The sequence below is a fragment of the Burkholderia sp. BKH01 genome, assembly GCF_025685725.1.
In the GTDB taxonomy this organism is placed as follows: Bacteria; Pseudomonadota; Gammaproteobacteria; order Burkholderiales; family Burkholderiaceae; genus Burkholderia; species Burkholderia pyrrocinia_C.
This window is the reverse complement of the sequence record NZ_JAOTQT010000024.1, coordinates 81,696-101,781: the sequence shown is the minus strand read 5'-3', so window position 1 is coordinate 101,781 and position 20,086 is coordinate 81,696. Positions and strand designations below refer to the sequence as shown.

Annotated in this window: 15 protein-coding genes; 6 read left to right on the top strand and 9 right to left on the bottom strand. The window is 66.8% G+C overall.

The features are described 5' to 3' along the window. Positions 1-81 precede the first annotated feature (81 nt). Genes OEJ37_RS27445 through OEJ37_RS27435 form a run of 3 tightly spaced genes read right to left on the bottom strand, consistent with a single transcriptional unit; the run spans position 82 to position 5,991 of the window. On the bottom strand, positions 82-1,581 hold the full coding sequence (locus tag OEJ37_RS27445; protein ID WP_263347435.1) for an efflux transporter outer membrane subunit: 1,500 nt from the start codon (positions 1,579-1,581) through the stop codon (positions 82-84). Beyond that, entirely contained in the window at positions 1,578-4,751 is a 3,174-nt protein-coding gene (locus OEJ37_RS27440) for an efflux RND transporter permease subunit (RefSeq protein ID WP_263347433.1), read from the bottom strand. The genes OEJ37_RS27445 and OEJ37_RS27440 overlap by 4 nt, the downstream gene beginning before the upstream one ends. A gap of 13 nt (positions 4,752-4,764) precedes the next feature. Then, the gene (locus tag OEJ37_RS27435) at positions 4,765-5,991 is read right to left on the bottom strand and encodes an efflux RND transporter periplasmic adaptor subunit (protein WP_263347430.1); all 1,227 of its coding nucleotides are present in this window, start codon (positions 5,989-5,991) and stop codon (positions 4,765-4,767) included. An 80-nt stretch (positions 5,992-6,071) separates the two neighbouring features. Between OEJ37_RS27435 and soxR the strand changes: the two genes are divergently transcribed. Beyond that, positions 6,072-6,551, top strand: coding sequence for a redox-sensitive transcriptional activator SoxR (soxR, locus tag OEJ37_RS27430; protein WP_096473925.1), 480 nt, complete (start codon positions 6,072-6,074; stop codon positions 6,549-6,551). A 98-nt stretch (positions 6,552-6,649) separates the two neighbouring features. Here soxR and OEJ37_RS27425 read toward each other — a convergent pair whose 3' ends face one another. Next, positions 6,650-7,303 carry a TetR/AcrR family transcriptional regulator gene (locus OEJ37_RS27425; protein WP_174421136.1) on the bottom strand — a complete coding sequence of 218 codons (654 nt, stop codon included), beginning with the start codon at positions 7,301-7,303 and terminating at the stop codon, positions 6,650-6,652. A 149-nt stretch (positions 7,304-7,452) separates the two neighbouring features. On the opposite strand from OEJ37_RS27425, the gene OEJ37_RS27420 reads away from it, so the two are divergent. Both OEJ37_RS27420 and OEJ37_RS27415 read left to right on the top strand, forming a co-directional pair. Further along, positions 7,453-8,745, top strand: a complete 1,293-nt coding sequence (locus tag OEJ37_RS27420; RefSeq protein WP_263347426.1) for an NAD(P)/FAD-dependent oxidoreductase — start codon at positions 7,453-7,455, stop codon at positions 8,743-8,745. Between the two features lie 44 nt (positions 8,746-8,789). Then, positions 8,790-9,179, top strand: coding sequence for a DUF3331 domain-containing protein (locus OEJ37_RS27415; RefSeq protein WP_174421138.1), 390 nt, complete (start codon positions 8,790-8,792; stop codon positions 9,177-9,179). A gap of 2 nt (positions 9,180-9,181) precedes the next feature. On the opposite strand, the gene OEJ37_RS27410 is transcribed toward OEJ37_RS27415, so the two are convergent. Both OEJ37_RS27410 and ggt read right to left on the bottom strand, forming a co-directional pair. Further along, positions 9,182-10,510, bottom strand: a complete 1,329-nt coding sequence (locus tag OEJ37_RS27410) for a dicarboxylate/amino acid:cation symporter (protein WP_174421139.1) — start codon at positions 10,508-10,510, stop codon at positions 9,182-9,184. A 203-nt stretch (positions 10,511-10,713) separates the two neighbouring features. Then, complete coding sequence (ggt, locus tag OEJ37_RS27405) at positions 10,714-12,465, bottom strand: gamma-glutamyltransferase (RefSeq protein ID WP_175918217.1); 1,752 nt, start codon at positions 12,463-12,465, stop codon at positions 10,714-10,716. A 361-nt stretch (positions 12,466-12,826) separates the two neighbouring features. Here ggt and OEJ37_RS27400 point away from each other — a divergent pair, with 361 nt between their 5' ends. Further along, positions 12,827-13,705, top strand: a complete 879-nt coding sequence (locus OEJ37_RS27400; protein WP_263347419.1) for a MurR/RpiR family transcriptional regulator — start codon at positions 12,827-12,829, stop codon at positions 13,703-13,705. A 27-nt stretch (positions 13,706-13,732) separates the two neighbouring features. Here OEJ37_RS27400 and OEJ37_RS27395 read toward each other — a convergent pair whose 3' ends face one another. From OEJ37_RS27395 to OEJ37_RS27385, 3 genes are all read right to left on the bottom strand, one after another. Further along, positions 13,733-15,079 (bottom strand): nitrate/sulfonate/bicarbonate ABC transporter ATP-binding protein, encoded by a 1,347-nt coding sequence (locus OEJ37_RS27395; protein WP_263347417.1) that lies wholly within the window; start codon positions 15,077-15,079, stop codon positions 13,733-13,735. An 11-nt stretch (positions 15,080-15,090) separates the two neighbouring features. Beyond that, positions 15,091-16,845, bottom strand: coding sequence for an ABC transporter permease (locus OEJ37_RS27390; protein WP_263347413.1), 1,755 nt, complete (start codon positions 16,843-16,845; stop codon positions 15,091-15,093). A gap of 81 nt (positions 16,846-16,926) precedes the next feature. Next, positions 16,927-18,516, bottom strand: a complete 1,590-nt coding sequence (locus tag OEJ37_RS27385) for an inorganic phosphate transporter (RefSeq protein ID WP_263347408.1) — start codon at positions 18,514-18,516, stop codon at positions 16,927-16,929. Between the two features lie 257 nt (positions 18,517-18,773). Between OEJ37_RS27385 and OEJ37_RS27380 the strand changes: the two genes are divergently transcribed. Continuing rightward, the gene (locus tag OEJ37_RS27380; protein ID WP_174420779.1) at positions 18,774-19,718 is read left to right on the top strand and encodes a metallophosphoesterase family protein; all 945 of its coding nucleotides are present in this window, start codon (positions 18,774-18,776) and stop codon (positions 19,716-19,718) included. 19 nt (positions 19,719-19,737) lie between these two features. Continuing rightward, on the top strand, positions 19,738-20,079 hold the full coding sequence (locus tag OEJ37_RS27375; RefSeq protein ID WP_174420778.1) for a cupredoxin domain-containing protein: 342 nt from the start codon (positions 19,738-19,740) through the stop codon (positions 20,077-20,079). Positions 20,080-20,086: the final 7 nt, after the last annotated feature.

Genomic DNA, 20,086 nt, shown 5'->3' with positions numbered 1-20,086 from the left:
CGATACGGTTCCCCTCCACATGTAGTCGCGCACCGCGCGGCAGGCACGACTGTTCCGGCCTGCCGCGCCGCGCTGCCCGCTCTACTGCCCCGACTGCGCAAGCGGCCCTTGCGCGCGTTGCGCCGTTCCCGACGGCCAGCCGCCCGCGAGCGCCTTGTACAGCGCGATCGTCGATGCCGCGCTGCGCGTGCGCGCATCGGCCGCCGCATCCTGCGCCTGCAGCAGCGTCCGTTGCGCGTCGAGCACTTCGTAGTAGTCGATCGCGCCGGCCGAGAAGCGCGTCTGAGCGAGCTGCGCGGCGCGCGCGCTGTCGTCCGCGGCACGCACGAGATGAGCCGTTTCGTCACGCGTACGGGCGACACGCAGCAGCGCGTTCTCCGTTTCCTCCAGCGCACCAAGCACGGTCTGCCGGTACTGCGCGAGCTGGCCGGCCGCTTCCGCGTCACTCGCGGCGATCCGTGCCCGCACGCGGCCGACGTCGAGGAACGACCAGTCGACGCCGAGCGCGATCAGGTTCGTGTCGCTGCCCGCGCGGAAGAACCCGTAGCTGCTCGTCGCGCTGCCGAGCAACCCCGACAGCGTGAAGCGCGGAAACAGGTCGGCCGTCGCGACGCCGACGCGCGCGGTCGCCGCGTGCAGCCGCGCCTCGGCAGCCGCGACATCGGGGCGCCGGCGCAGCAGGTCGCCCGGCGTGCCGGGATCGACGTCGGCGGCAAGCGCCGGCAGCGGCACGGGTGTGCCCGCCGAAGCGACAGCCTTCGGGAGATCGAACCGGCCGATCAGCGCATCCGGCGTCTGCCCGGTCAGCACCGCGAGCCGGTGCTCGTCGACGCCGATCGCGGCTTCGTACACGGCAATCCGCGACGTCGTCGATTCGTACTGCGCCCGCGCACGCGCCGCATCGAGTTCGGAACCGCGCCCCGCGCCGACGCGCGCATTGATCAGCGCGAGCGTCTGCTTCTGGTTGTCGGCGTTATCGCGCGCGATCCGCAACCGCTCCTGCGAGCCGCGCAGATCGACGTACGTGCTCGCGACCTCGCCGGCGATCGCAACGCGCACCGCGCGCACGTCCGCCGCACTGGCAGCCGTTTCCGCACGCTGCGACTCGATCGAGCGGCGCACGCGGCCGAACAGGTCGAGCTCCCATGCCGCATTGATCCCGACGCTGGATATCGGCGTATCGCGCTGGCTGCGCGGCGCGCCGAACGCCTGATCCTTGCTCGTCAGTTGATGGCCGATCTGGCCGCTCGCGGTAATCGTCGGATAGCGGTCGAACGTCGCCTGCGACAGCAGCGCGTTCGACGCGTCGTAGCGCGACACGGCGACGTGCAGGTCCTGGTTCGCCGCGAGCGCCGTATCGATCAACTGCGTCAGCGTCGGATCGCCGAAGCCGCGCCAGAACTCGGCATCGGCATCGGCCGACGCGTCGGGCGGCATATCGGACCGCGTATCGGACGGCTGCGCGTCGCGCGCGAACCGCGCGGCCGTGGCCGTATCGGGCCGCTTGAAATCGGGGCCGACCGCGCACGCGGCCAGCGTCACCGACATCGCGAGCGCGGAAAGACGGAAAGCGGCGCTCATCGGTTTTCTCCTTCGAGGGTGCCGTGCTGTTCGCTCCAGACGGCCGGCGTGCCGCCCGCGAGCTTGCGGATCGCCACGTAGAACACAGGTGTCAGGAACAGCCCGAACAGCGTGACGCCCAGCATTCCCGCGAACACGGTGACGCCGGTGGCCGCGCGCACTTCGCTGCCCGCGCCGCTGCCGATCAGCAGCGGCACCGAGCCGGCGATGAATGCGACCGACGTCATCACGATCGGGCGCAGCCGCAGCTTGCATGCCTCGAGCGCGGCTTCGATCACGCCCTTGCCCTGGATTTCGAGCTCGCGTGCGAACTCGACGATCAGGATCGCGTTCTTGCACGCGAGCCCCATCAGCACGACCAGACCGACCTGCACGAACACGTTGTTGTCACCGCCCGACAGCCACACGCCGAACAGCGCCGCGCACATGCAAACCGGCACGATCAGGATCACCGCGAGCGGCAGCGTCCAGCTCTCGTACAGCGATGCGAGCACGAGGAACACGAGCATCACCGCGAGCGGGAACACGACGATCGCCGCGTTGCTTTGCGTGACCTGCTGGTAGCTGAGGTCGGTCCATTCGAGCGTGATGCCGGGCGGCAGCACCTCCTTCGCGATCTGCTGGAGCTTCGCGATCGCCTGCGACGACGACATCACCTTCGGATCGGCGTCGCCGATCAGGTCGGCGGCCGGATAGCCGTTGTAGCGGACGACCGGGTCGGGCCCGTACGCGGGCCCCACCGTCACCATCGAGCCGATCGGCACCATCTCGCCCTTCGCGTTGCGCGTGCGCAGGTTCGCGATGTCGGCGGCCGTCTGCCGGTGACCGGCATCGGCCTGCGCCATCACGCGATACACGCGGCCGAACACGTTGAAGTCGTTCACGTACATCGAACCGAGATAAACCTGCAGCGTGTTGAACAGGTCGGTCAGCGCGACGCCCTGCGCCTTCGCCTTCAGCCGGTCGACCTTCACCTCGAGTTGCGGGATGTTCGCCTGGTACGAGCTGACGGGGTAGCTCATCCCCGGCGTCTTCGCGACCGCAGCCTGGAACGCGGTGAGCGCGTTCTGCAGCGCCCCGTAGCCGAGCCCGCCGCGATCCTCCAGATACAGCGAGTAGCCGGAACCGTTGCCGAGGCCCTGGATCGGCGGCGGCATCAGCGCATAGGTGATGCCGCCGCCGACGGCCGCGAAGCGCGCGTTCAGGTCCGCGTTGATCTGCGCGGCGCTGCGGTGACGCTGGTCGAACGGCTTCAGGATCACGTACGAGTTCGTGATGTTCGGCGTGTTCACGCCCTGCAGCGCATTCAGCCCCGCAAACGCCGGCACCATCTCGACGCCGTCGGTGCCGAGCGCGATCTTCGTCATCTGCTCGGTCACCGCGCTGGTGCGCGCGAGCGACGCGCCTTCCGGCAGCTTCGCGCCCGCGAACAGGTACAGCTTGTCCTGCACGGGGATGAAGCCGCCCGGCACCGCGTTGAACAACAGCGCGGTGGCCGCGAGCAGCGCCGCGTAGACCGCGAACACCACGCCGCGCCGTTTCAGCGTACCCGCGACGACACCGTGATAGCGGTCGGAACTGCGCTCGAAGAAGCGGTTGAACGGATGGAACAGCCACCCGAACGCACGGTCGAGCGCGCGCGTGAGCGCATCCTTCGGCGCGCCGTGCGGGCGCAGCAGCTTCGCGGCAAGCGCGGGCGACAGCGTCAGCGAGTTGATCGCGGAGATCACCGTCGAGATCGCGATCGTCACCGCGAACTGCCTGTAGAACTGGCCCGTGACGCCCGACATGAACGCCATCGGCACGAACACCGCGCACAGCACGAGCGCGATCGCGACGATCGGCCCCGACACCTCGCGCATCGCCTGGTGCGCGGCATCGCGCGGGCTCAGCCCCTGCGCGATGTTGCGCTCGACGTTCTCGACGACGACGATCGCATCGTCGACGACGATCCCGATCGCGAGCACGAGCCCGAACAGCGTCAGCGTGTTGATCGAATAGCCGAGCAGATGGAGAAACGCGAACGTGCCGACCACCGACACGGGCACCGCGACGAGCGGGATGATCGACGCGCGCCAGGTCTGCAGGAACAGGATCACGACGAGCACGACCAGCACGACGGCCTCGATCAGCGTGTGCTGCACCGCGCGGATCGATTCGCGCACGAACACGGTCGGGTCCCACACGGGGCGGTACGCGACGCCGGGCGGGAAACGCTTCGACAGTTCGTCGAGCTTCGCATAGACGGCCTTCGCGACGTCGAGCGCGTTCGCGCCCGGCGACAGGAAGATGCCGACCACGGCCGAATGCCTGTCGTTGAAATACGAGCGCAGCGTGTAGTCGCCCGCGCCGAGCTCGATGCGCGCGACGTCGGACAGCTTCACGACCTGGCCGTCGTCGCCGTTGCGCAGCACGATGTCGCTGAATTCCTGCACCGTGCGCAGGCGGCCGCGCACGTTGATCGACACGAGGAAGTCGTTCGCCTTCGGCGACGGCTCCGCGCCGAGCTGGCCCGCCGACACCTGCACGTTCTGCTCGCGCACGGCCGCGATCACGTCGCTCGCGGTCAGCCCGCGCGACGCGAGCCGGTTCGGGTCGAGCCACAGCCGCATCGCGTAATCGCCCGAGCCGTACACGCCGACGTCGCCGATGCCGGTGAGCCGCGACAGCTCGTCCTTCACGCGCAGCGTCAGGTAGTTGCGCAGGTACAGCGAATCGCGGCTGTTGTCCGGTGAGTAGAGGCTCACGTACATCAGCGGCGTCGGCGACTGCTTCTGCGTCGTCACGCCGTACTGGCGCACCTCGTCGGGCAGGCGCGACAGCGCCTGGCTCACGCGGTTCTGCACGCGCACGGCGGCCGTGTCGGGATCGACGCCCTGCAGGAACGTGACGACGACCTGCAGGCTGCCGTCCGACCCGGCGACCGACTTCATGTACATGATGCCTTCGACGCCGTTGATCGCTTCTTCCAGCGGTTCGGCGACCGATTCGGCGATTTCCTTCGGGTTCGCGCCCGGGTACGTCGCACGCACGACGACGCTCGGCGGCACGACTTCCGGGTATTCGCCGGCCGGCAGCATCGGAATCGAGATCAGGCCGATCGCGAAGATGACGATCGACAGCACGACCGCGAAGATCGGCCGGTCGATGAAGAATCGGGAGAAATCCATTATCTGTCTCCCGTCATTGCGCGGCGGGCACGCCGGCGTCGGCCACAGCCTGCGTGCTGCCGCCCGTGCCCGTGCCACTGCCATTGCCGGAACCGGCATCGGCGCGTGCGGGCAGCGCCTTCGGCTTCACCTGCGCACCCGGATAGTAGATCCGCTGCACGCCGTCGACCACCACGCGGTCGCCCGCCTGCAGCCCCTTCTCGACGATCCGCTCGCCCTCGAGCTCGCGGCCGATCGTCACGTCGCGCCGCAGTGCCTTGTCGCCGGGGCCGATCACGTACACGTACTTGCGGTCCTGGTCGGTGAGCACGGCCTTGTCGTCGACGAGCAGCGCATCCTGGTCGCGGCCGCTGACGAGCTGCACACGCGCATACAGGCCCGGCGTGAACGTGTGGTCAGCGTTCGGCAGCCGCACGCGCGCGCGGATCGTGCCGGTTTGCGGATCGAGCCGGTTGTCGAGGAAGTCGACGGTGCCCGCGTGCGGGAAGCCCGTCTCGTTCGCGAGGCCCACGCGCACCGGATCGGCGCCGATCGCGCGATGCTTCGGATCGGCACGCCGCGCGTTGTAGCGCAGGTAGCTCTGCTCATCGCAGTCGAAATACACATAGACGGGATCCTGCGACACGACGGTCGTCAGCAGCGTGTCGTCCGCGCGCGCGAGGTTGCCGGCGGTCGCTACCGCGCGGCCGACACGGCCCGCGATCGGCGCGCGCACTTCGGTGAAGCCGAGATTGAGTTTGGCATCGGCGACGGCCGCGTCGGCCGCCTGCAGGTCCGCACGCGCCTGCTCGGCGGTGGCACGCGCATTGTCGAGTTCTTCCTGCGACGTCGCATGCGCATCGATCAGCGTCTGCACGCGCTTGAGCTGCACGTTCGCGAGGCTCGCGGCCGCGCGGGCCCGCTGCTGCTGCGCGTTCGCGCGGTCGAGCGCGATCCGGTACGGGCGCGGGTCGATCTCGAACAGCAGCGCGCCCTGCGCGACGAGATCGCCCTCCTTGTACGCGACGCGCTGCAGATAGCCGCTCACGCGCGGCCGCAATTCGACCGCGTCGACCGCCTCGACGCGTCCATTGAATTCGTCAGCGAGGCGAACCGTGCGCGGCGCGACCGTTGCGACGCCGACTTCGGGTAGGGGATGGGCCGACGATTCGCCTTTGCCGTCGTGACAGCCCGACAACGCCAGCAACAGGGCACAGGTCGCACCCAAAGGCGACGTCCTGCGTAGGGATAAGGAGAACATGATGCCTCGCAACGGGTTAAACTGCCGCGTAGCATAAAAGTTGAAGTTAACTTCAAGTCAAGCTTTTCCCGGAGAACACCATGGGTACCCCGGAAGAACCGAAATGGCCGCTGATGTCGATCCGCGAAGTGGCCGCGCGCAGCGGCGTGCCGGCGTCGACACTGCGGTTCTACGAGACGCGCGGGCTCATCAAGTCGCACCGGAACGGCTCGAGCCATCGCCACTATTCGCGCGCGGTGCTGCGGCTGATCGCGTTCATCGTGTTCGCGCAGAAGATCGGCTATTCGCTCGACGAGATCGCCGAACAGCTCGTCAGCCTGCCCGAGGACACCGCGCCGAGCAACAAGGACTGGCAGCGACTGTCGCGCGGCTGGAAGCAGCGCGTCGCGAGCCGGATCGAGGAGTTGCAGCGGCTCTACATCAACCTCGACGAGTGCATCGGCTGCGGTTGCCTGTCGCTGAAGCGCTGCAAGCTGACCAACCCGGAAGACCGCGCGGGCCGCAACGGGCCCGGTGCGCGGCGCTGGCTCGGTGACAAGCCGCCGACGGACCTCGAATGATGCGCGGGCCGGATGCGGCGCGTAATGGCGCGAGGAACGCTGTGAGCGAACTGGGGCTGGTTGCCGCGACGTGACCGCGCGCATCGTGCGCGCGGCGCTCAGTCGCCGATGATGTTGAGCGCGGCGGCGAGCACGGCCTGCTTGAACGCGTCCCGCTGAGTCGGCAGCGACGTGAACGCCAGCATCATGTGGCTGTACGACACCGTCGTGCCGATCGCGCTCGCGATCATGAAGAACAGCACGTTCGGATCGACCGCGCGGATCGCGCCGGCCTGCACGGCGTCCGACAGCAGCGGGAACATCACGTCGTGATACGGCCGCACGAGCCGCTCCTGCAGCCGGTCGAGCCGCCCGCCCACCTCGGTCGCCGCGGTCGAGAAGAACATGCCGATGTCGGGCTCGTCGAATTCGTGATCGACGCACAGCTCGAGCGCGCGCCGCACGCGATCGCGATGCGGCAATGACGACGTACGCAATGCACGCAGCGCGTCGAACATCGGCGTCGCCAGGTCGACGATCTGCTCGACGACGGCCAGCCACAACGTTTCCTTCGTACCGAAATGATGGGCGATCAGCGCCGCGTCGACGCCCAGCTCGCGCGCGACTTCGCGCACGCTCGTCGCGTCGTAACCCCGCTTCGCGAACGTGCGGCGCGCGGCCCGCAATATCACGTCCGGACCGACGGACGCACCCGCCAGCGGCCGCCCGCGCGTACGCCGCTTCGACGGCGCGCGCTCAGTGACTTCAGCCACGTTTTCCTGCTCCCCTTGAATGGTTCGAATGCCCGTGTTCGGGCCCCGGCTTCACGTCGCCGGAACCGGGTTGCCTGCCCCGCTCGCGTTGACACGCGAAGCCGGGAAGCGCTAGGATCATACCTTATTCATCACGCGATGATTTATCCATGACACCCCCTACACGCATCGTCATCGTCGGTGGCGGGATCGCCGGGCTGCAGCTCGCGACCCGCCTGGGCGAGCGCCTCGGCCGGTCCGGGCGTGCGCAGGTCACCGTCGTCGACCGCAGTCCGACCCACATCTGGAAGCCGATGCTGCACACGATCGCGGCCGGCACGCGCGACGTCCAGCAGCAACAGGTGATCTTCCTCGCCCATGCACGCGACCACGGCTACACGTACCAGCCCGGCGAACTGAAGGGGCTCGATCGTGCGCGCCGCCGCGTGCAGCTCGGCGAGATCCGCTCGCAGGACGGCGACGTGGTGATCGAGGCCCGCGAACTCGACTACGACGTGCTAATCGTCGCGCTCGGCAGCCAGGCCAACGATTTCGGCGTGCCGGGTGTACGCGAGCACTGCTATTTCATCGACAGCCAGCAGCAGGCCGAGACCTTCAACGAAGCGTTGCGGATGCGCGTGTTTCGCAGCATCGCGCGCGACGAGCCATTTCGCGTCGCGATCGTCGGCGCGGGCGCGACAGGCGTGGAACTCGCGGCGGAGCTGAGCCGGTTGCTGGAAGTGGCGCAGGCGTATGGCGACGCGACGGTGCGCGAACGGCTGCGGCTGACGCTGCTCGAAAGCGGCCCGCGCATCCTCGCCGCGTTTCCGCCGAGGATTTCCGCGTCGGCGCAGCGGCGGCTCGAACAGATCGGTTTTCACGTGCTGACGTCGACGCGCGTTACGTCGGCCGACGCGAACGGTTTCCACTACGGTGACGGTTCGTACGCCGAAGCAGACCTGATGGTCTGGGCGGCCGGCGTGAAGGCGCCCGATTTCATGCAGGCGCTGGGCGGGCTCGACACGAACCGCGCGAACCAGATCGTCGTCGGGCCCACGCTGCAGGCAACCGGCGACGAGCACGTGTTCGCGATCGGCGATTGCGCGAGCCTGCTGCCCGACGGCCATGAACGGCCGCTGCCGCCGACAGCGCAGGTCGCGACGCAGCAGGCCGAGCATCTCGCGAAGCACCTGCCCGCGTGGCTCGACGGCAAGCCGATGCCGCCGTTCGCGTTCCACGATTTCGGCGCGCTCGTGTCGATCAGCGACTACGACGCATTCGGCACGCTCGGGCAGTTCGGATTCTTCCGCGGCGGCTTCATCCAGGGGCGCTTCGCGCAGTTCAGCCACCTGATGCTCTACCGGCGGCACCAGCAGGCGCTGCACGGTTTCTCCAAGGCGACCCTGCTGTGGATCGCCGAACGGATCAACGGCTGCGTGCAGCCGCGCATCCGCCTGTCGTGATGCCGCGCGTCGCGGTGTCGCGTAACGTTTCGAGGAAACCTGACATGAACGACAGTGCAGCGCCCTGGCTCATGACCGTCGCCGCGATCGGCAGCTTCGACATGCCGTCCTTGTCGTGGGGCATGCCGCGACGACGCGGCGTCACGCGCGACCGGCTGCCGTCGTGGGACGCGACGAGCCGGCCGACCATCAGCGTGCTCGAACGGCCCACGGCCGACACCGTGATGATTTCGTGGTGCGACGCATGCACCGGGCATTACGGCTACCAGAAGTGGCGGCTGTTCACGACGCGCAAGCGCGGCGTCTGCGCACTGTCGGGGCGGTCGATCGAGATCGGCGACAGCGTCTATGCGCCGCAATTGCTCGGCTCGACGCCGGGCAATGCCGCCGCGATGGTGCTGGCCGCGTGCATCGACGAAGCCTGCACCGCTTGAGGTCAGCTCGACGCAGCCTGACCGGCGCCGTAGGCCGGATCGCTGTTCTGTCGTTCCAGTTCGGCATCGAGATGCGCGGCATGCACCTCCGCCTCTGCTTCCGACATCAGCTCGCCTTCCCACTTCGCGACCACCGCGCTGGCGATCGAATTGCCCACCGCGTTCGTGGCCGAGCGCCCCATGTCGAGGAACGTGTCGACGCCGAGAATCAGCAGCAGCCCGGCTTCCGGGATATTGAACTGGTGCAGCGTCGCCGCGATCACGACGAGCGATGCGCGCGGCACGCCGGCCATTCCCTTCGACGTCAGCATCAGGATCAGCAGCATCGTGACCTGCGTGCCGAGCGACAGGTGGATGTTGTAGGCCTGCGCGATGAACAGCGACGCGAACGTGCAGTACATCATCGAGCCGTCGAGGTTGAACGAATAGCCCATCGGCATCACGAAGCTCGCGATCTTGCGCCGCACGCCGAAACGGTCGAGCGCGTCGAGGATCTTCGGATACGCGGCCTCGGAGCTCGCGGTCGCAAACGACAGCATGAACGCTTCCTTGATCAGCAGGAGCAGCTTGAACACGCGGCGGCCGAGGAACAGCAGCCCGGCGGCGACGAGCGTGGCCCACAGCAGCACGAGGCTCATGTAGAAGTCGCCCATGAACACCGCGAACTTCAGCAGGATCGACAGCCCGTTGATCGCGACGGTCGACGCCATCGCGGCCATAACCGCGAGCGGCGCGAGCTTCATCACGTAGCCGGTGATCTTGAGCATCACGTGCGACAACTGGTCGATCGCGGCGACGAGGATCTTGCCGCGCTCGCCGAGCGCCGCCAGCGCAACGCCGAAGAACAGCGAGAACACGACGATCTGCAGGATCTCGTTGTTCGCCATCGCCTCGGCGAACGACTTCGGCACCATGTGGCCGACGAAATCCTTCAGCGTGAACTTGGACGTCGCAAGATGCGCGGACGCGCCGATGTCCGGCAGCGGCAGGCCGAGGTTCTCGCCGGGCCGCAGCAGGTTCGCCATCAGCAGCCCGAGCAGCAGCGAGATCAGCGACGCGGTGACGAACCAGCCGAGCGCCTTCACGAACACGCGCCCGACGGACGACGCATCGCCCATGTGCGCAATGCCGACGACGAGCGTCGAGAACACCAGCGGGCCGATCACCATCTTGATCAGCCGCAGGAACACATCGGACACGAGCGAGATGTAGCCGGCGATTTCCGCTGCCGACTGCTTGTCGGGAAGCTGCGTGAAGATCAGGTAGCCGATGAAGATGCCGGCCGCCATCGCGAGCAGGATCCAGCCTGCCGCAGACATTCGTTTGTTCATAACGGGATTCGTCGCACGGTGAAGAGGTTGACGGAAGAAAGGCGCGCATCGGGGCACGTGTGTGGCAAGCCGGTCGTGCGCGGAATGCCGCGCACAGGCGCCGATCGGACTTGCGGATGTCCGCGAACGGACGCGCTGCCGCCGTCAGGGCATTCGCGGAAACTCGAACGCCGGCGGCAGCGGTTCGGCATGATGCGATCGGGTCAGTAGCCGATCGCCGATCCGGCCGGACGGCGCGGATCGTTGTAGCCGTAGATGAAGCCGACGCGCACGTTGCCCGACACGGACGAGTCGTTCCCGGAACTCTGGCGGCTCGCCGCTTCGGTGCCCGGCAGGCCGACCATGATCAGCTCGGCCGCGCCCCACGGCGTCTGCTCGACCATCTTGTAGCCCATGTTGCGCAGGATCGCGAGCGTGTCCGGCGACAGGCCGTAGGTTTCGTAGTAGACCTCGTCGGGCAGCCACTGGTGGTGGATGCGCGGCGCGGCGACCGCGTCCTGCGGCGTCATCCCGTAGTCGATCACGTTCAGCACGGTCTGCAGCGTGATCGTGATGATGCGCGATCCGCCCGGCGAACCGACCACCATGAACACCTTGCCGTCCTTCGTCACGATGGTCGGCGCCATCGACGACAGCGGGCGCTTGCCCGGCGCGATCGAGTTGCGCGTGCCCTGCACGAGGCCGAACAGGTTCTGCGCGCCGACCTTCGTGGTGAAGTCGTCCATTTCGTCGTTCAGGAAGAAGCCCGTGCCCGGCGCGATGACCACGGCCCCGAAGCGGCCGTTGACCGTATAGGTCGTCGATACCGCATTGCCGTCATGGTCGATGATCGAGTAATGCGTCGTTTCCGGCTTCTCGTGCACGCCGACACCGGGCTGCACGTCGACCGACGGCGTCGCCGTATCGGCATGGATGCTCTTGCGGATTTGCGCCGCGTATTCCTTGCTCGTCAGCTTCGCGATCGGGTTGTCGATGAAGTTCGGATCGCCGAGCAGCGTGTTGCGGTCCTCGTACGCGTGCCGCATCGCTTCGGTCATATAGTGGACCGATGCCGCGGAGTGATAGCCCAGCTTGCGCAGGTCATACCCTTCGAGGATGTTCAGCGTCTCGCACATCGTCACGCCGCCCGAGCTCGGCGGCGGCGCCGACACGAACTCGTAGCCGCGGTACGTGCACTTCAGCGGGGCCATGTCCTCGGCCCGATAGGACGCGAAATCGGCCGCCGTGATCAGGCCGCCCGCCCGCTTCGACGCCGCCTCGACGATCTTCGGGATCTCGCCGTGATAGAACGCGTCGGGCCCGTGCTCCGCGATCCGCTCCAGCGTACGGGCCAGGTCCTTCTGCACCAGTCGGTCGCCCGGCTGCAGCGGCGTGCCGTCGGGCCGCAGGAAGATGCGCGCCGCGTCCGGGTCCTTCTTGAAGCGCTCGATCGTCGTGTCGAGGATGTCCGTATCGCCGCGCGTCAGGATGAAGCCGTCGCGCGCGAGCCGGATCGCCGGCGCCATCACCTGCTTGCGCGTCAGCTTGCCGTATTTGCGCTGCGCGAGATCGAGGCCGGCGACCGTGCCCGGCACGCCGACGGCGCGATAGCCGTACAGGCTTTCGCCCGGGCGGACGTTGCCCGACGCGTCGAGATACATGTTCGCCGTCGCCGCGGCCGGCGCAGTCTCGCGGAAGTTGATGAAGCGGTCGCGGCCGTCGGCCAGGTGCACGGTCATAAAGCCGCCGCCGCCGATATTGCCGCAGCATGAATTGGTCACCGCCTGCGCATAACCGACCGCCACCGCCGCGTCCACCGCGTTGCCGCCTTCCTTCAGGATGTCGACACCGATCTGCGACGCGAAGTGCTGCGACGACACGACCATGCCGTTCTTCGCTTCAACCGCGGGGTCCGAAGCGGCGAACGCGCACACGCTCAATGCCGACAACAGGGTGAGTACGACGAGCCGCCTCATGACGGAATCCTCCAGACAAATAACCGGGCCATGCCGGGATGCGCCGCCGCGACATCGCGCGCCAACGCTGCCAATCCGGCATGTAATAAACGGTACATTCCGGCGAGGCCGCGATCATAGCACTCGCTTTTTCGCGCAAAAACCTAGGGTTAGTACTGAAATTTAAACGAATGCACGCGGAAACGCTTCCCGTGAAATGTTCGTTTCATTACATTGGTGGGCAAACCACATGGCCGAGCGATGCGTCCCTCTAATTTCGGCCCGCGCGCGGCCCGCCGCACGTCGATCGGCTAACATGCGTGGAGTCCCGGCAGACGCACGTCTGCCGTTTGTCATTCAGATAAGAGAGTTGGAGTGCCCGATGGGGACGAGCATCAGGGCGTTGCTGTTATCCCAGATGGATAGCTTCACGCCGTCGGAACAGAAGGTTGCGCATGCGTTGCTGGATCGCTATCCGAGCCTCGGCCTCGGGCCGATCGCGAGCTTCGCGAAGCAGGCTGAAGTCAGCGATCCGACCGTGTTTCGTTTTGTCGTCAGGATCGGCTTTCCGAACTACTCGTCGTTCCAGCAGGCGCTGTACGGCGAGATCGACACCGCGATGAATTCACCGCTCGCGCGGATGGATGCGTTCCACTCCGAAGCGGGCATGCGCGACAGCCATTCGGCGATTTTCCAGCGGCTGTCCGAATCGCTGGCGACCACGATCGAAGGGCTCGACGCGGCTGCGTTCGACGCAGCCGTGACGCTGCTGGCCGACCCGGACGTGCGCATCTTCTGCGGCGGCGGGCGCTACACGGCGCCGCTCGCGTCGCTGTTTTCGTTCACGCTGGCCTATGCGCGCCCGCATGTGCAGTACGTCGAACCGAACGTGAATCTCGCGTCGGTCGCACTGACCGACATGGGGCGCGACGACGTGCTCGTCATCTTCGACTTTCGCCGCTACCAGAAGGACAGCATCCGCTTCGCGCAGGCCGCGCACCGGCTCGGCACGCGGATCCTGCTGATCACCGACGAATGGATGTCGCCGATCGGCGCGTTCGCGGAGATCGTGCTGCGGATCCAGGGGCGCCCTTTCGCGATGCTGCAGACCAACGTGCCGGCGCTGGCGCTCGCCGAAGCGCTGGTGATCGGCGTGACGAACCGGTTGCCGGAGCTGGCGCGGCAGCGGATGGAGAAGATCGAGCATCTCAGTACCGGCGGGATCGATCTGGACGCCAACCAGCGCGATTTGCCCGAATGACGATCGCTCGCCATTCGGGCACGGGCATCAGCTCTCGACATCCTCGAGACTGAACACTTCGGTCTTGTCGTTATACGAAAAAACTTCGCCGTAACGCCCCCAGTCGATCACCGCGTCGAGCGTTTCCTCGGCCGCTTCGTCCGACAGGAAATCCTCGAGCTCCTGCTCGAAGCGCACGCGCGGCGCGCGATGGCCCGGACGCTCGTTCAGCACCTTCCTGATCCGCGCGGCGAGCGGCACGTGCTTCAGCAGGTGATCCGCGAACATCAGCTTGCGCTCCTGCGTGCCGAATTCCGCGAACACGCGTGCGGGCGGCGTCAGGAACACATCGCCTTCCCGCACGTCCGCGAAACCGAGGTACTGCAGCACTTCGGCAATCGGAAACAGCTCGTCGACTTCCAGATGCAGCGTGCGCGCGATTTCCGGCATGTCGGCACGGCCGTGGTACGGCGCCATCGCGAGCGTTTCGATCAGGCCGGCCATCAGGTTGGTCGACACCTGCGGCAGCCAGCTGCCGAGTTCGAGCCCCTTCTTCGTCGCCTCGTTGGTCTGGCGCGCGGTCATCTTCGCGTAGATGTCGTCGACGAGCTTGCGGAAATCGGTGTCGAGCCGGTTGCGCGGATGCTTGAACGGCACCTTGATCTCGGCGATCACGCGGCCCGGGTTCGACGACAGCACGAGAATCCGGTCGCACATGAACACGGCTTCCTCGATGTTGTGCGTGACGATCAGCACCGACTTGATCGGCATCCGCCCTTGCGTCCACAGGTCGAGCAGGTCGGTACGCAGCGTCTCGGCCGTCAGCACGTCGAGCGCCGAGAACGGCTCGTCCATCAACAGGATCGTCGGATCGACGACGAGCGCGCGCGCAAAACCCACGCGCTGGCGCATGCCGCCCGACAGCTCGCGCGGGTACGCGTTCTCGAAACCGTCGAGACCGATCAGGTCGATCGCGGCGAGTGCGCGCTCGCGCCGCTCGCGCGCGCCGACGCCGAGCGCTTCGAGGCCGGCTTCAACGTTCTGCAACACGGTGAGCCACGGGAACAGCGCAAACGTCTGGAACACCATCGCGACGCCTTCGGCCGGGCCGCGCAGCGGCTGGCCGAGATAAGTCACTTCACCGCCGGTCGGCTCGATCAGGCCGGCGATGATCCGCAGCAGCGTTGACTTGCCCGAGCCGGAGCGGCCGAGCAGCCCGACGATCTCGCCTTCGCGCAGCGACAGGTTCGCGTCGTCGAGCACGAGCAGTTCGCCCTGCGACTTGTTGAAGCCGCGGCAGACTTGATCGACGCGCAGGATTTCCTCGCCGAGGCGCGGCGGCTGAAGCGGCTGGGACGGTTTGACAGGGGCGTTGATAACGGTCGAATTTTGCATCGCGCTTACTCTCAATCGAGACGGAGCCGGGATTCCGCATAGGCGTACATCGGACGCCACAGCAGACGGTTGAACAGGGTAACGAACAGGGACATCACCGCGATGCCGAGGATGATCTTCGGGAAATCGCCGGCGGCGGTCATCTGCGCGATGTATGCGCCGAGGCCGTGCGCGACGACCTTCGTGTCGCCCCACTGCACGAATTCGGACACGATGCTCGCGTTCCACGCGCCGCCCGACGCGGTGATCGCGCCCGTCACGTAGTACGGGAAGATGCCGGGCAGGATCGCCTGCCGCCACCACTGCCAGCCGCGAATGCGGAAATTCTTCGTCGCTTCCTTGTAGTCGTTCGGATAGGACATCGCACCGGCAATCACGTTGAACAGGATGTACCACTGCGTGCCGAGCACGATCAGCGGCGACAGCCAGATGTCCGCATTCAGGTGGAAGCGAACGATCACGATCACGAACACCGGGAACAGCAGGTTCGCCGGGAACGCGGCGAGGAACTGCGCGAGCGGCTGGATCTTCTCGGCCAGCGCGGGGCGCAGGCCGATCAGCACGCCGAGCGGCACCCAGATCACCGACGCGATCGCGATCAGCACCATCACGCGCAGCAGCGTGATGAGCCCGAGCACGAGCACGTGCCCGACCTCGCCCATCGTCACGCCGGTCGCGACGAAGCTGACGACGCGCCACACGACGTACACCGTCAGCAGGATCACGAACACGCCCCACACGATGTCGCCGATGCGCGACGAGCCGCGCGCCGACGCGCCGCGCGTGCGCGTGCCCTTCAGCGACGGCAGGCGCAGCGGAATCCGCGCGGCCTGCGACAGCAGCCAGCCGGCCGGCACGAGCAACTGGTGGATCAGGTGCGTACGACGCATCATGTCGAGCAGCCAGGATTGCGGTGCATCGCCCGACGCGGTGTTCTCCATCCGGAACTTGTCGGCCCACGCGACGAGCGGACGAAACAGGAACTGGTCATAAGCCAGGATCACGACCGACATTGCGACGATCACCCAGCCGACCGCGCCGATATTCTTGTCCGAAATCGCCTGCGCCAGATACGCGCCGATCCCCGGCAGCGTGATCGTCTGGTTGCCGACCGTGATGGCCTCCGACGCGACGACGAAGAACCAGCCGCCCGACATCGACATCATCATGTTCCAGATCAGCCCCGGCATCGAGAACGGCACCTCGAGCTTCCAGAAGCGCTGCCACGTCGTCAGGTGAAAGCCGCGCGACACTTCGCTCAGGTCGCGCGGCACCGTGCGCAGCGACTGGTAGAAGCTGAACGTCATGTTCCACGCCTGGCTCGTGAAGATCGCGAAGATCGCCGCGAGCTCGGCGCCGAGCACGCGGCTCGGGAACAGCGCGAGGAAGAACGTGACCGTAAACGAGATAAAGCCGAGCACCGGCACCGACTGCAGGATGTCGAGGATCGGGATCAGCACCATGCCCGCGCGACGGCTCTTGGCCGCGAGCGTGCCGTAGACGAGCGTAAACACGAGCGACGCGACCATTGCCGCGAGCATCCGCAGCGTGGTGCGCAACGCGTATTCGGGCAGATTCGACGGATCGAGCGAGATCTTCTGCGTCTGCAGCACGCCGATCGGCGCCATCGTCTGATGGAAGCCGACGATCGCCATCGCCAGCAGGCAGATGATCAGCGGAAACGCGATGGCATCCCAGCGGTTGGGGAGCACGCGCCACGCCGAGGCGTTCGCGGTGCGATTCGGATCGAAGAACCTGATATCCATCGGTAGCGTCTTGTGTTGAATTGAAATTCGATGGGGCCGGCCGCATGCCGCGCGGCCGGGCGGCGCACCCGCTAGCGCCGGTCAGAACAGCCCGTGCAGCGCCCAGTACAGGGCGGCCGACAGCGCGATCGATGCGGGCAACGTCAGTACCCACGCGAGCACGAGGTTGCGCACCGTGTCCCAGCGCAGACCCGCGCCGCTCGCGGTCATCGTGCCGGCCACGCCCGACGCGAGCACGTGCGTGGTCGATACCGGCAGCCCGTATGCATCGGCCATCCCGATCGTCAGCATCGCGACGGCCTCGGCCGACGCACCCTGCCCGTACGTGAGGTGCGACTTGCCGATCTTCTCGCCGACCGTCACGACGATCCGCTTCCAGCCGACCATCGTGCCAAGGCCGAGCGCGATCGCAACCGCGACCTTGACCCACGTCGGGATGAATTTCGTCGCGCGATCCATCTGCTTCTTGAACGCATCGAGCGCGCTCGCGTCCTCGACCGGGAACGCCGGCGCCTTCGCCTTCTCCATCAGGCGAATTGCCTCGGACGCGACGTACATGTTGTTGCGCACGTTGTCGACGAGGTTCTGCGGCACGCTCGAAATGCCGCCCGCCTGCGCGACCTGGTCGGCGATCGTGTCGACAAGCTTGCCCAGCGCGGGAATCGTCGCGGGCGTCAGCTTGCGCGTGCGTACGTACGCCTCGACGTCGGCGCGCGGGTTGACGGACTGCACGGCCGGGTCCGCGTATTTGACGAGCGTCGTCGACGCGTGGCGCGCGACCGCGACGAACGTGCTCGTCTGATCCGGCGTCACGGCCTTGTTCAGTGCGTATGCGGTCGGCATCACGCCGATCAGGATCAGCATGATCAGGCCCATGCCCTTCTGCCCGTCGTTCGAGCCGTGCGCGAACGACACGCCCGTACAGGTGAGAATCAGCAGCAGGCGAATCCAGAACGGCGGCGGCTTGTTGCCCTTCGGCTCCTGGTACAGCGCCGGCACGCGCACCAGCGCCTTCAGCAGCAGCAGCACCAGTGCGGACAGCACGAAGCCGATCAGCGGCGAGAACAGCAGCGCCTTGCCGACACCGAGCGCCTGGTTCCAGTCGACGCCGCTCGTGCCCGACGGGCCGCTGACGATCTGGTTCATCAGACCGACGCCGATGATCGAGCCGACCAGCGTGTGCGAGCTCGACGACGGCAGCCCGAAATACCAGGTCGCGAGGTTCCACGTGACGGCCGCGATCAGCAGCGCGAACACCATCGCGAAGCCGGCACCGCTGCCGACCTGCAGGATCAGCTCGACGGGCAGCAACTGCACGATGCCAAATGCGACGGCACCGCTCGACACGAGCACGCCGAACAGGTTCCAGAGGCCCGACCAGACGACCGCCAGGTGCGGGTCGAGCGAATGCGTGTAGATGACGGTCGCGACCGCGTTCGCGGTGTCGTGAAAGCCGTTCACGAACTCGAAGCCGAGCGCGATCAGCAGCGCGACGACGAGCAGCAGGAACGGCAGGACCGAACTTTCCCGGACCGGACTGAGGTCGGCGCTCAGGTGAATCGCGATATAGACGATGCCGCAGGCAATGATCAGAAAAAACAGCGCGAAGCTGAGGGTGCGGGTGCGCTGGCTGGCCGCGCCGCTGGTTTCCGTTGCCGCGAGATTCGGCATGAAGGGGGCTCCGGAGAGGTGACTCGGTGTCGCAGGCTATCGGGCGGCCATGACGCAAATATGACGTATCGATTACAGGACATTAACAAGTCATCGTTCGGCATCCCGACGGCCGCCTTTCGGGCCGCCGGCACCGGTTGCCGAATTCAAACATCGCGGGAATAAAACCGTCGCAGCACCGGTATGGCACACGAAGGCGCCGGTTTATTCCAGGACGACCCGGCCGTCCCGTTTCGTCATACGATTGCGAGGCTCCCATGTCTTCATCGAATCCCACCCGCCCGTCGCGCCGCAAGGCCCTGCAGTGCATGGCCTTCGGCGGCCTCGGCACGCTGTTTACGCTGTCGGGCGGCATCCTGACGCCGTTCGACCTCGCGCTCGCGCAAACCGGCGACGCGCGCCCGGCCGACGCGGGCCGGCCGCTGTTCGTGCAGATCAGCGATACGCACATCGGCTTCAACAAGGATGCCAACCCCGACGTGTCGGCCACGCTGCGGCAGACGATCGAACTCGTCAACGGGATGCCGGCGATGCCCGCGCTGGCCATCCATACCGGCGACATCACGCACCTGTCCAAGCCGGAGGAGTTCGACCATGCATCGCAACTGCTGTCCGCGCTGCGCGTGCCGGAACTGCACACGGTGCCCGGCGAGCACGACGTCACCGACGGTTCGGGTGCCGAATATTTCGGCCGGTTCGGCAAGGCGTCGGACAACCGCGGCTATTACAGCTTCGATCACGCGGGCGTGCACTTCATCGGCCTCGTCAACGTGATGCATTTCAAGCCGAACGGGCTCGGCAGCTTCGGCGACGACCAGCTCGCGTGGCTCGCGCAGGATCTGAAGGGCCGCTCGTCGAGCACGCCGATCGTCGTGTTCTCGCACATGCCGATGTGGACCATCTACGAGCCGTGGGGCTGGGGCACCGGCGACGCACCGCAGACGATGGCGATGCTGCGCCGCTTCGGCTCGGTCACCGTGCTGAACGGGCACATCCACCAGATCGTGTCGAAGGTCGAGGGCAACATCACCTTCCACACCGCGCGCTCGACCGCGTTCCCGCAGCCGACGGCCGGCAACGGCCCGGGCCCCGTACCGCTCACGGTGCCGCGCGACCAGTTGCCGAAGATGCTCGGCGTGACGACGGTGGAGTTCGCCGGCCACCCGGCCGCGTCGGCACTGCACGACGCGACGCTGGCCTGATTTACATAAGGAGACCGACATGACCCGCTTCAAGCAACCAAAAATCATCGCGGCGCTGATCCTGTGCGCGGCCGCCGCCGGCACGCCGCTCACCGCGTTCGCGCAGGGCCCGGACGGCCCGCTGGTCACGATCCACAACTTCATGTTTTCGCCGATGTCGACCACGATCAAGGCCGGCACGACGGTTACCTGGAAGAACCTCGACGGGGAGCCGCACACCGTCGTCAACGACGCGGGCATCTTTCATTCGAAGGCGCTCGACCAGGACGAGACATACTCGTTCCGCTTCGACAAGCCGGGCGTCTACAAGGTGTTCTGCGGGATTCACCCGTACATGAAGGAGACGATCACCGTCGAATGACGCGGCC

Excerpts from the sequence above, each read along its gene's own strand:
- OEJ37_RS27445 (WP_263347435.1), bottom strand. The coding sequence starts at position 1,581 with ATGAGCGCCGCTTTCCGTCTTTCCGCGCTCGCGATGTCGGTGACGCTG.
- OEJ37_RS27440 (WP_263347433.1), bottom strand. The coding sequence starts at position 4,751 with ATGGATTTCTCCCGATTCTTCATCGACCGGCCGATCTTCGCGGTCGTG.
- OEJ37_RS27435 (WP_263347430.1), bottom strand. The coding sequence starts at position 5,991 with ATGTTCTCCTTATCCCTACGCAGGACGTCGCCTTTGGGTGCGACCTGT.
- soxR (WP_096473925.1), top strand. The coding sequence starts at position 6,072 with ATGGGTACCCCGGAAGAACCGAAATGGCCGCTGATGTCGATCCGCGAA.
- OEJ37_RS27420 (WP_263347426.1), top strand. The coding sequence starts at position 7,453 with ATGACACCCCCTACACGCATCGTCATCGTCGGTGGCGGGATCGCCGGG.
- OEJ37_RS27415 (WP_174421138.1), top strand. The coding sequence starts at position 8,790 with ATGAACGACAGTGCAGCGCCCTGGCTCATGACCGTCGCCGCGATCGGC.
- OEJ37_RS27410 (WP_174421139.1), bottom strand. The coding sequence starts at position 10,510 with ATGAACAAACGAATGTCTGCGGCAGGCTGGATCCTGCTCGCGATGGCG.
- ggt (WP_175918217.1), bottom strand. The coding sequence starts at position 12,465 with ATGAGGCGGCTCGTCGTACTCACCCTGTTGTCGGCATTGAGCGTGTGC.
- OEJ37_RS27400 (WP_263347419.1), top strand. The coding sequence starts at position 12,827 with ATGGGGACGAGCATCAGGGCGTTGCTGTTATCCCAGATGGATAGCTTC.
- OEJ37_RS27395 (WP_263347417.1), bottom strand. The coding sequence starts at position 15,079 with ATGCAAAATTCGACCGTTATCAACGCCCCTGTCAAACCGTCCCAGCCG.
- OEJ37_RS27390 (WP_263347413.1), bottom strand. The coding sequence starts at position 16,845 with ATGGATATCAGGTTCTTCGATCCGAATCGCACCGCGAACGCCTCGGCG.
- OEJ37_RS27385 (WP_263347408.1), bottom strand. The coding sequence starts at position 18,516 with ATGCCGAATCTCGCGGCAACGGAAACCAGCGGCGCGGCCAGCCAGCGC.
- OEJ37_RS27380 (WP_174420779.1), top strand. The coding sequence starts at position 18,774 with ATGTCTTCATCGAATCCCACCCGCCCGTCGCGCCGCAAGGCCCTGCAG.
- OEJ37_RS27375 (WP_174420778.1), top strand. The coding sequence starts at position 19,738 with ATGACCCGCTTCAAGCAACCAAAAATCATCGCGGCGCTGATCCTGTGC.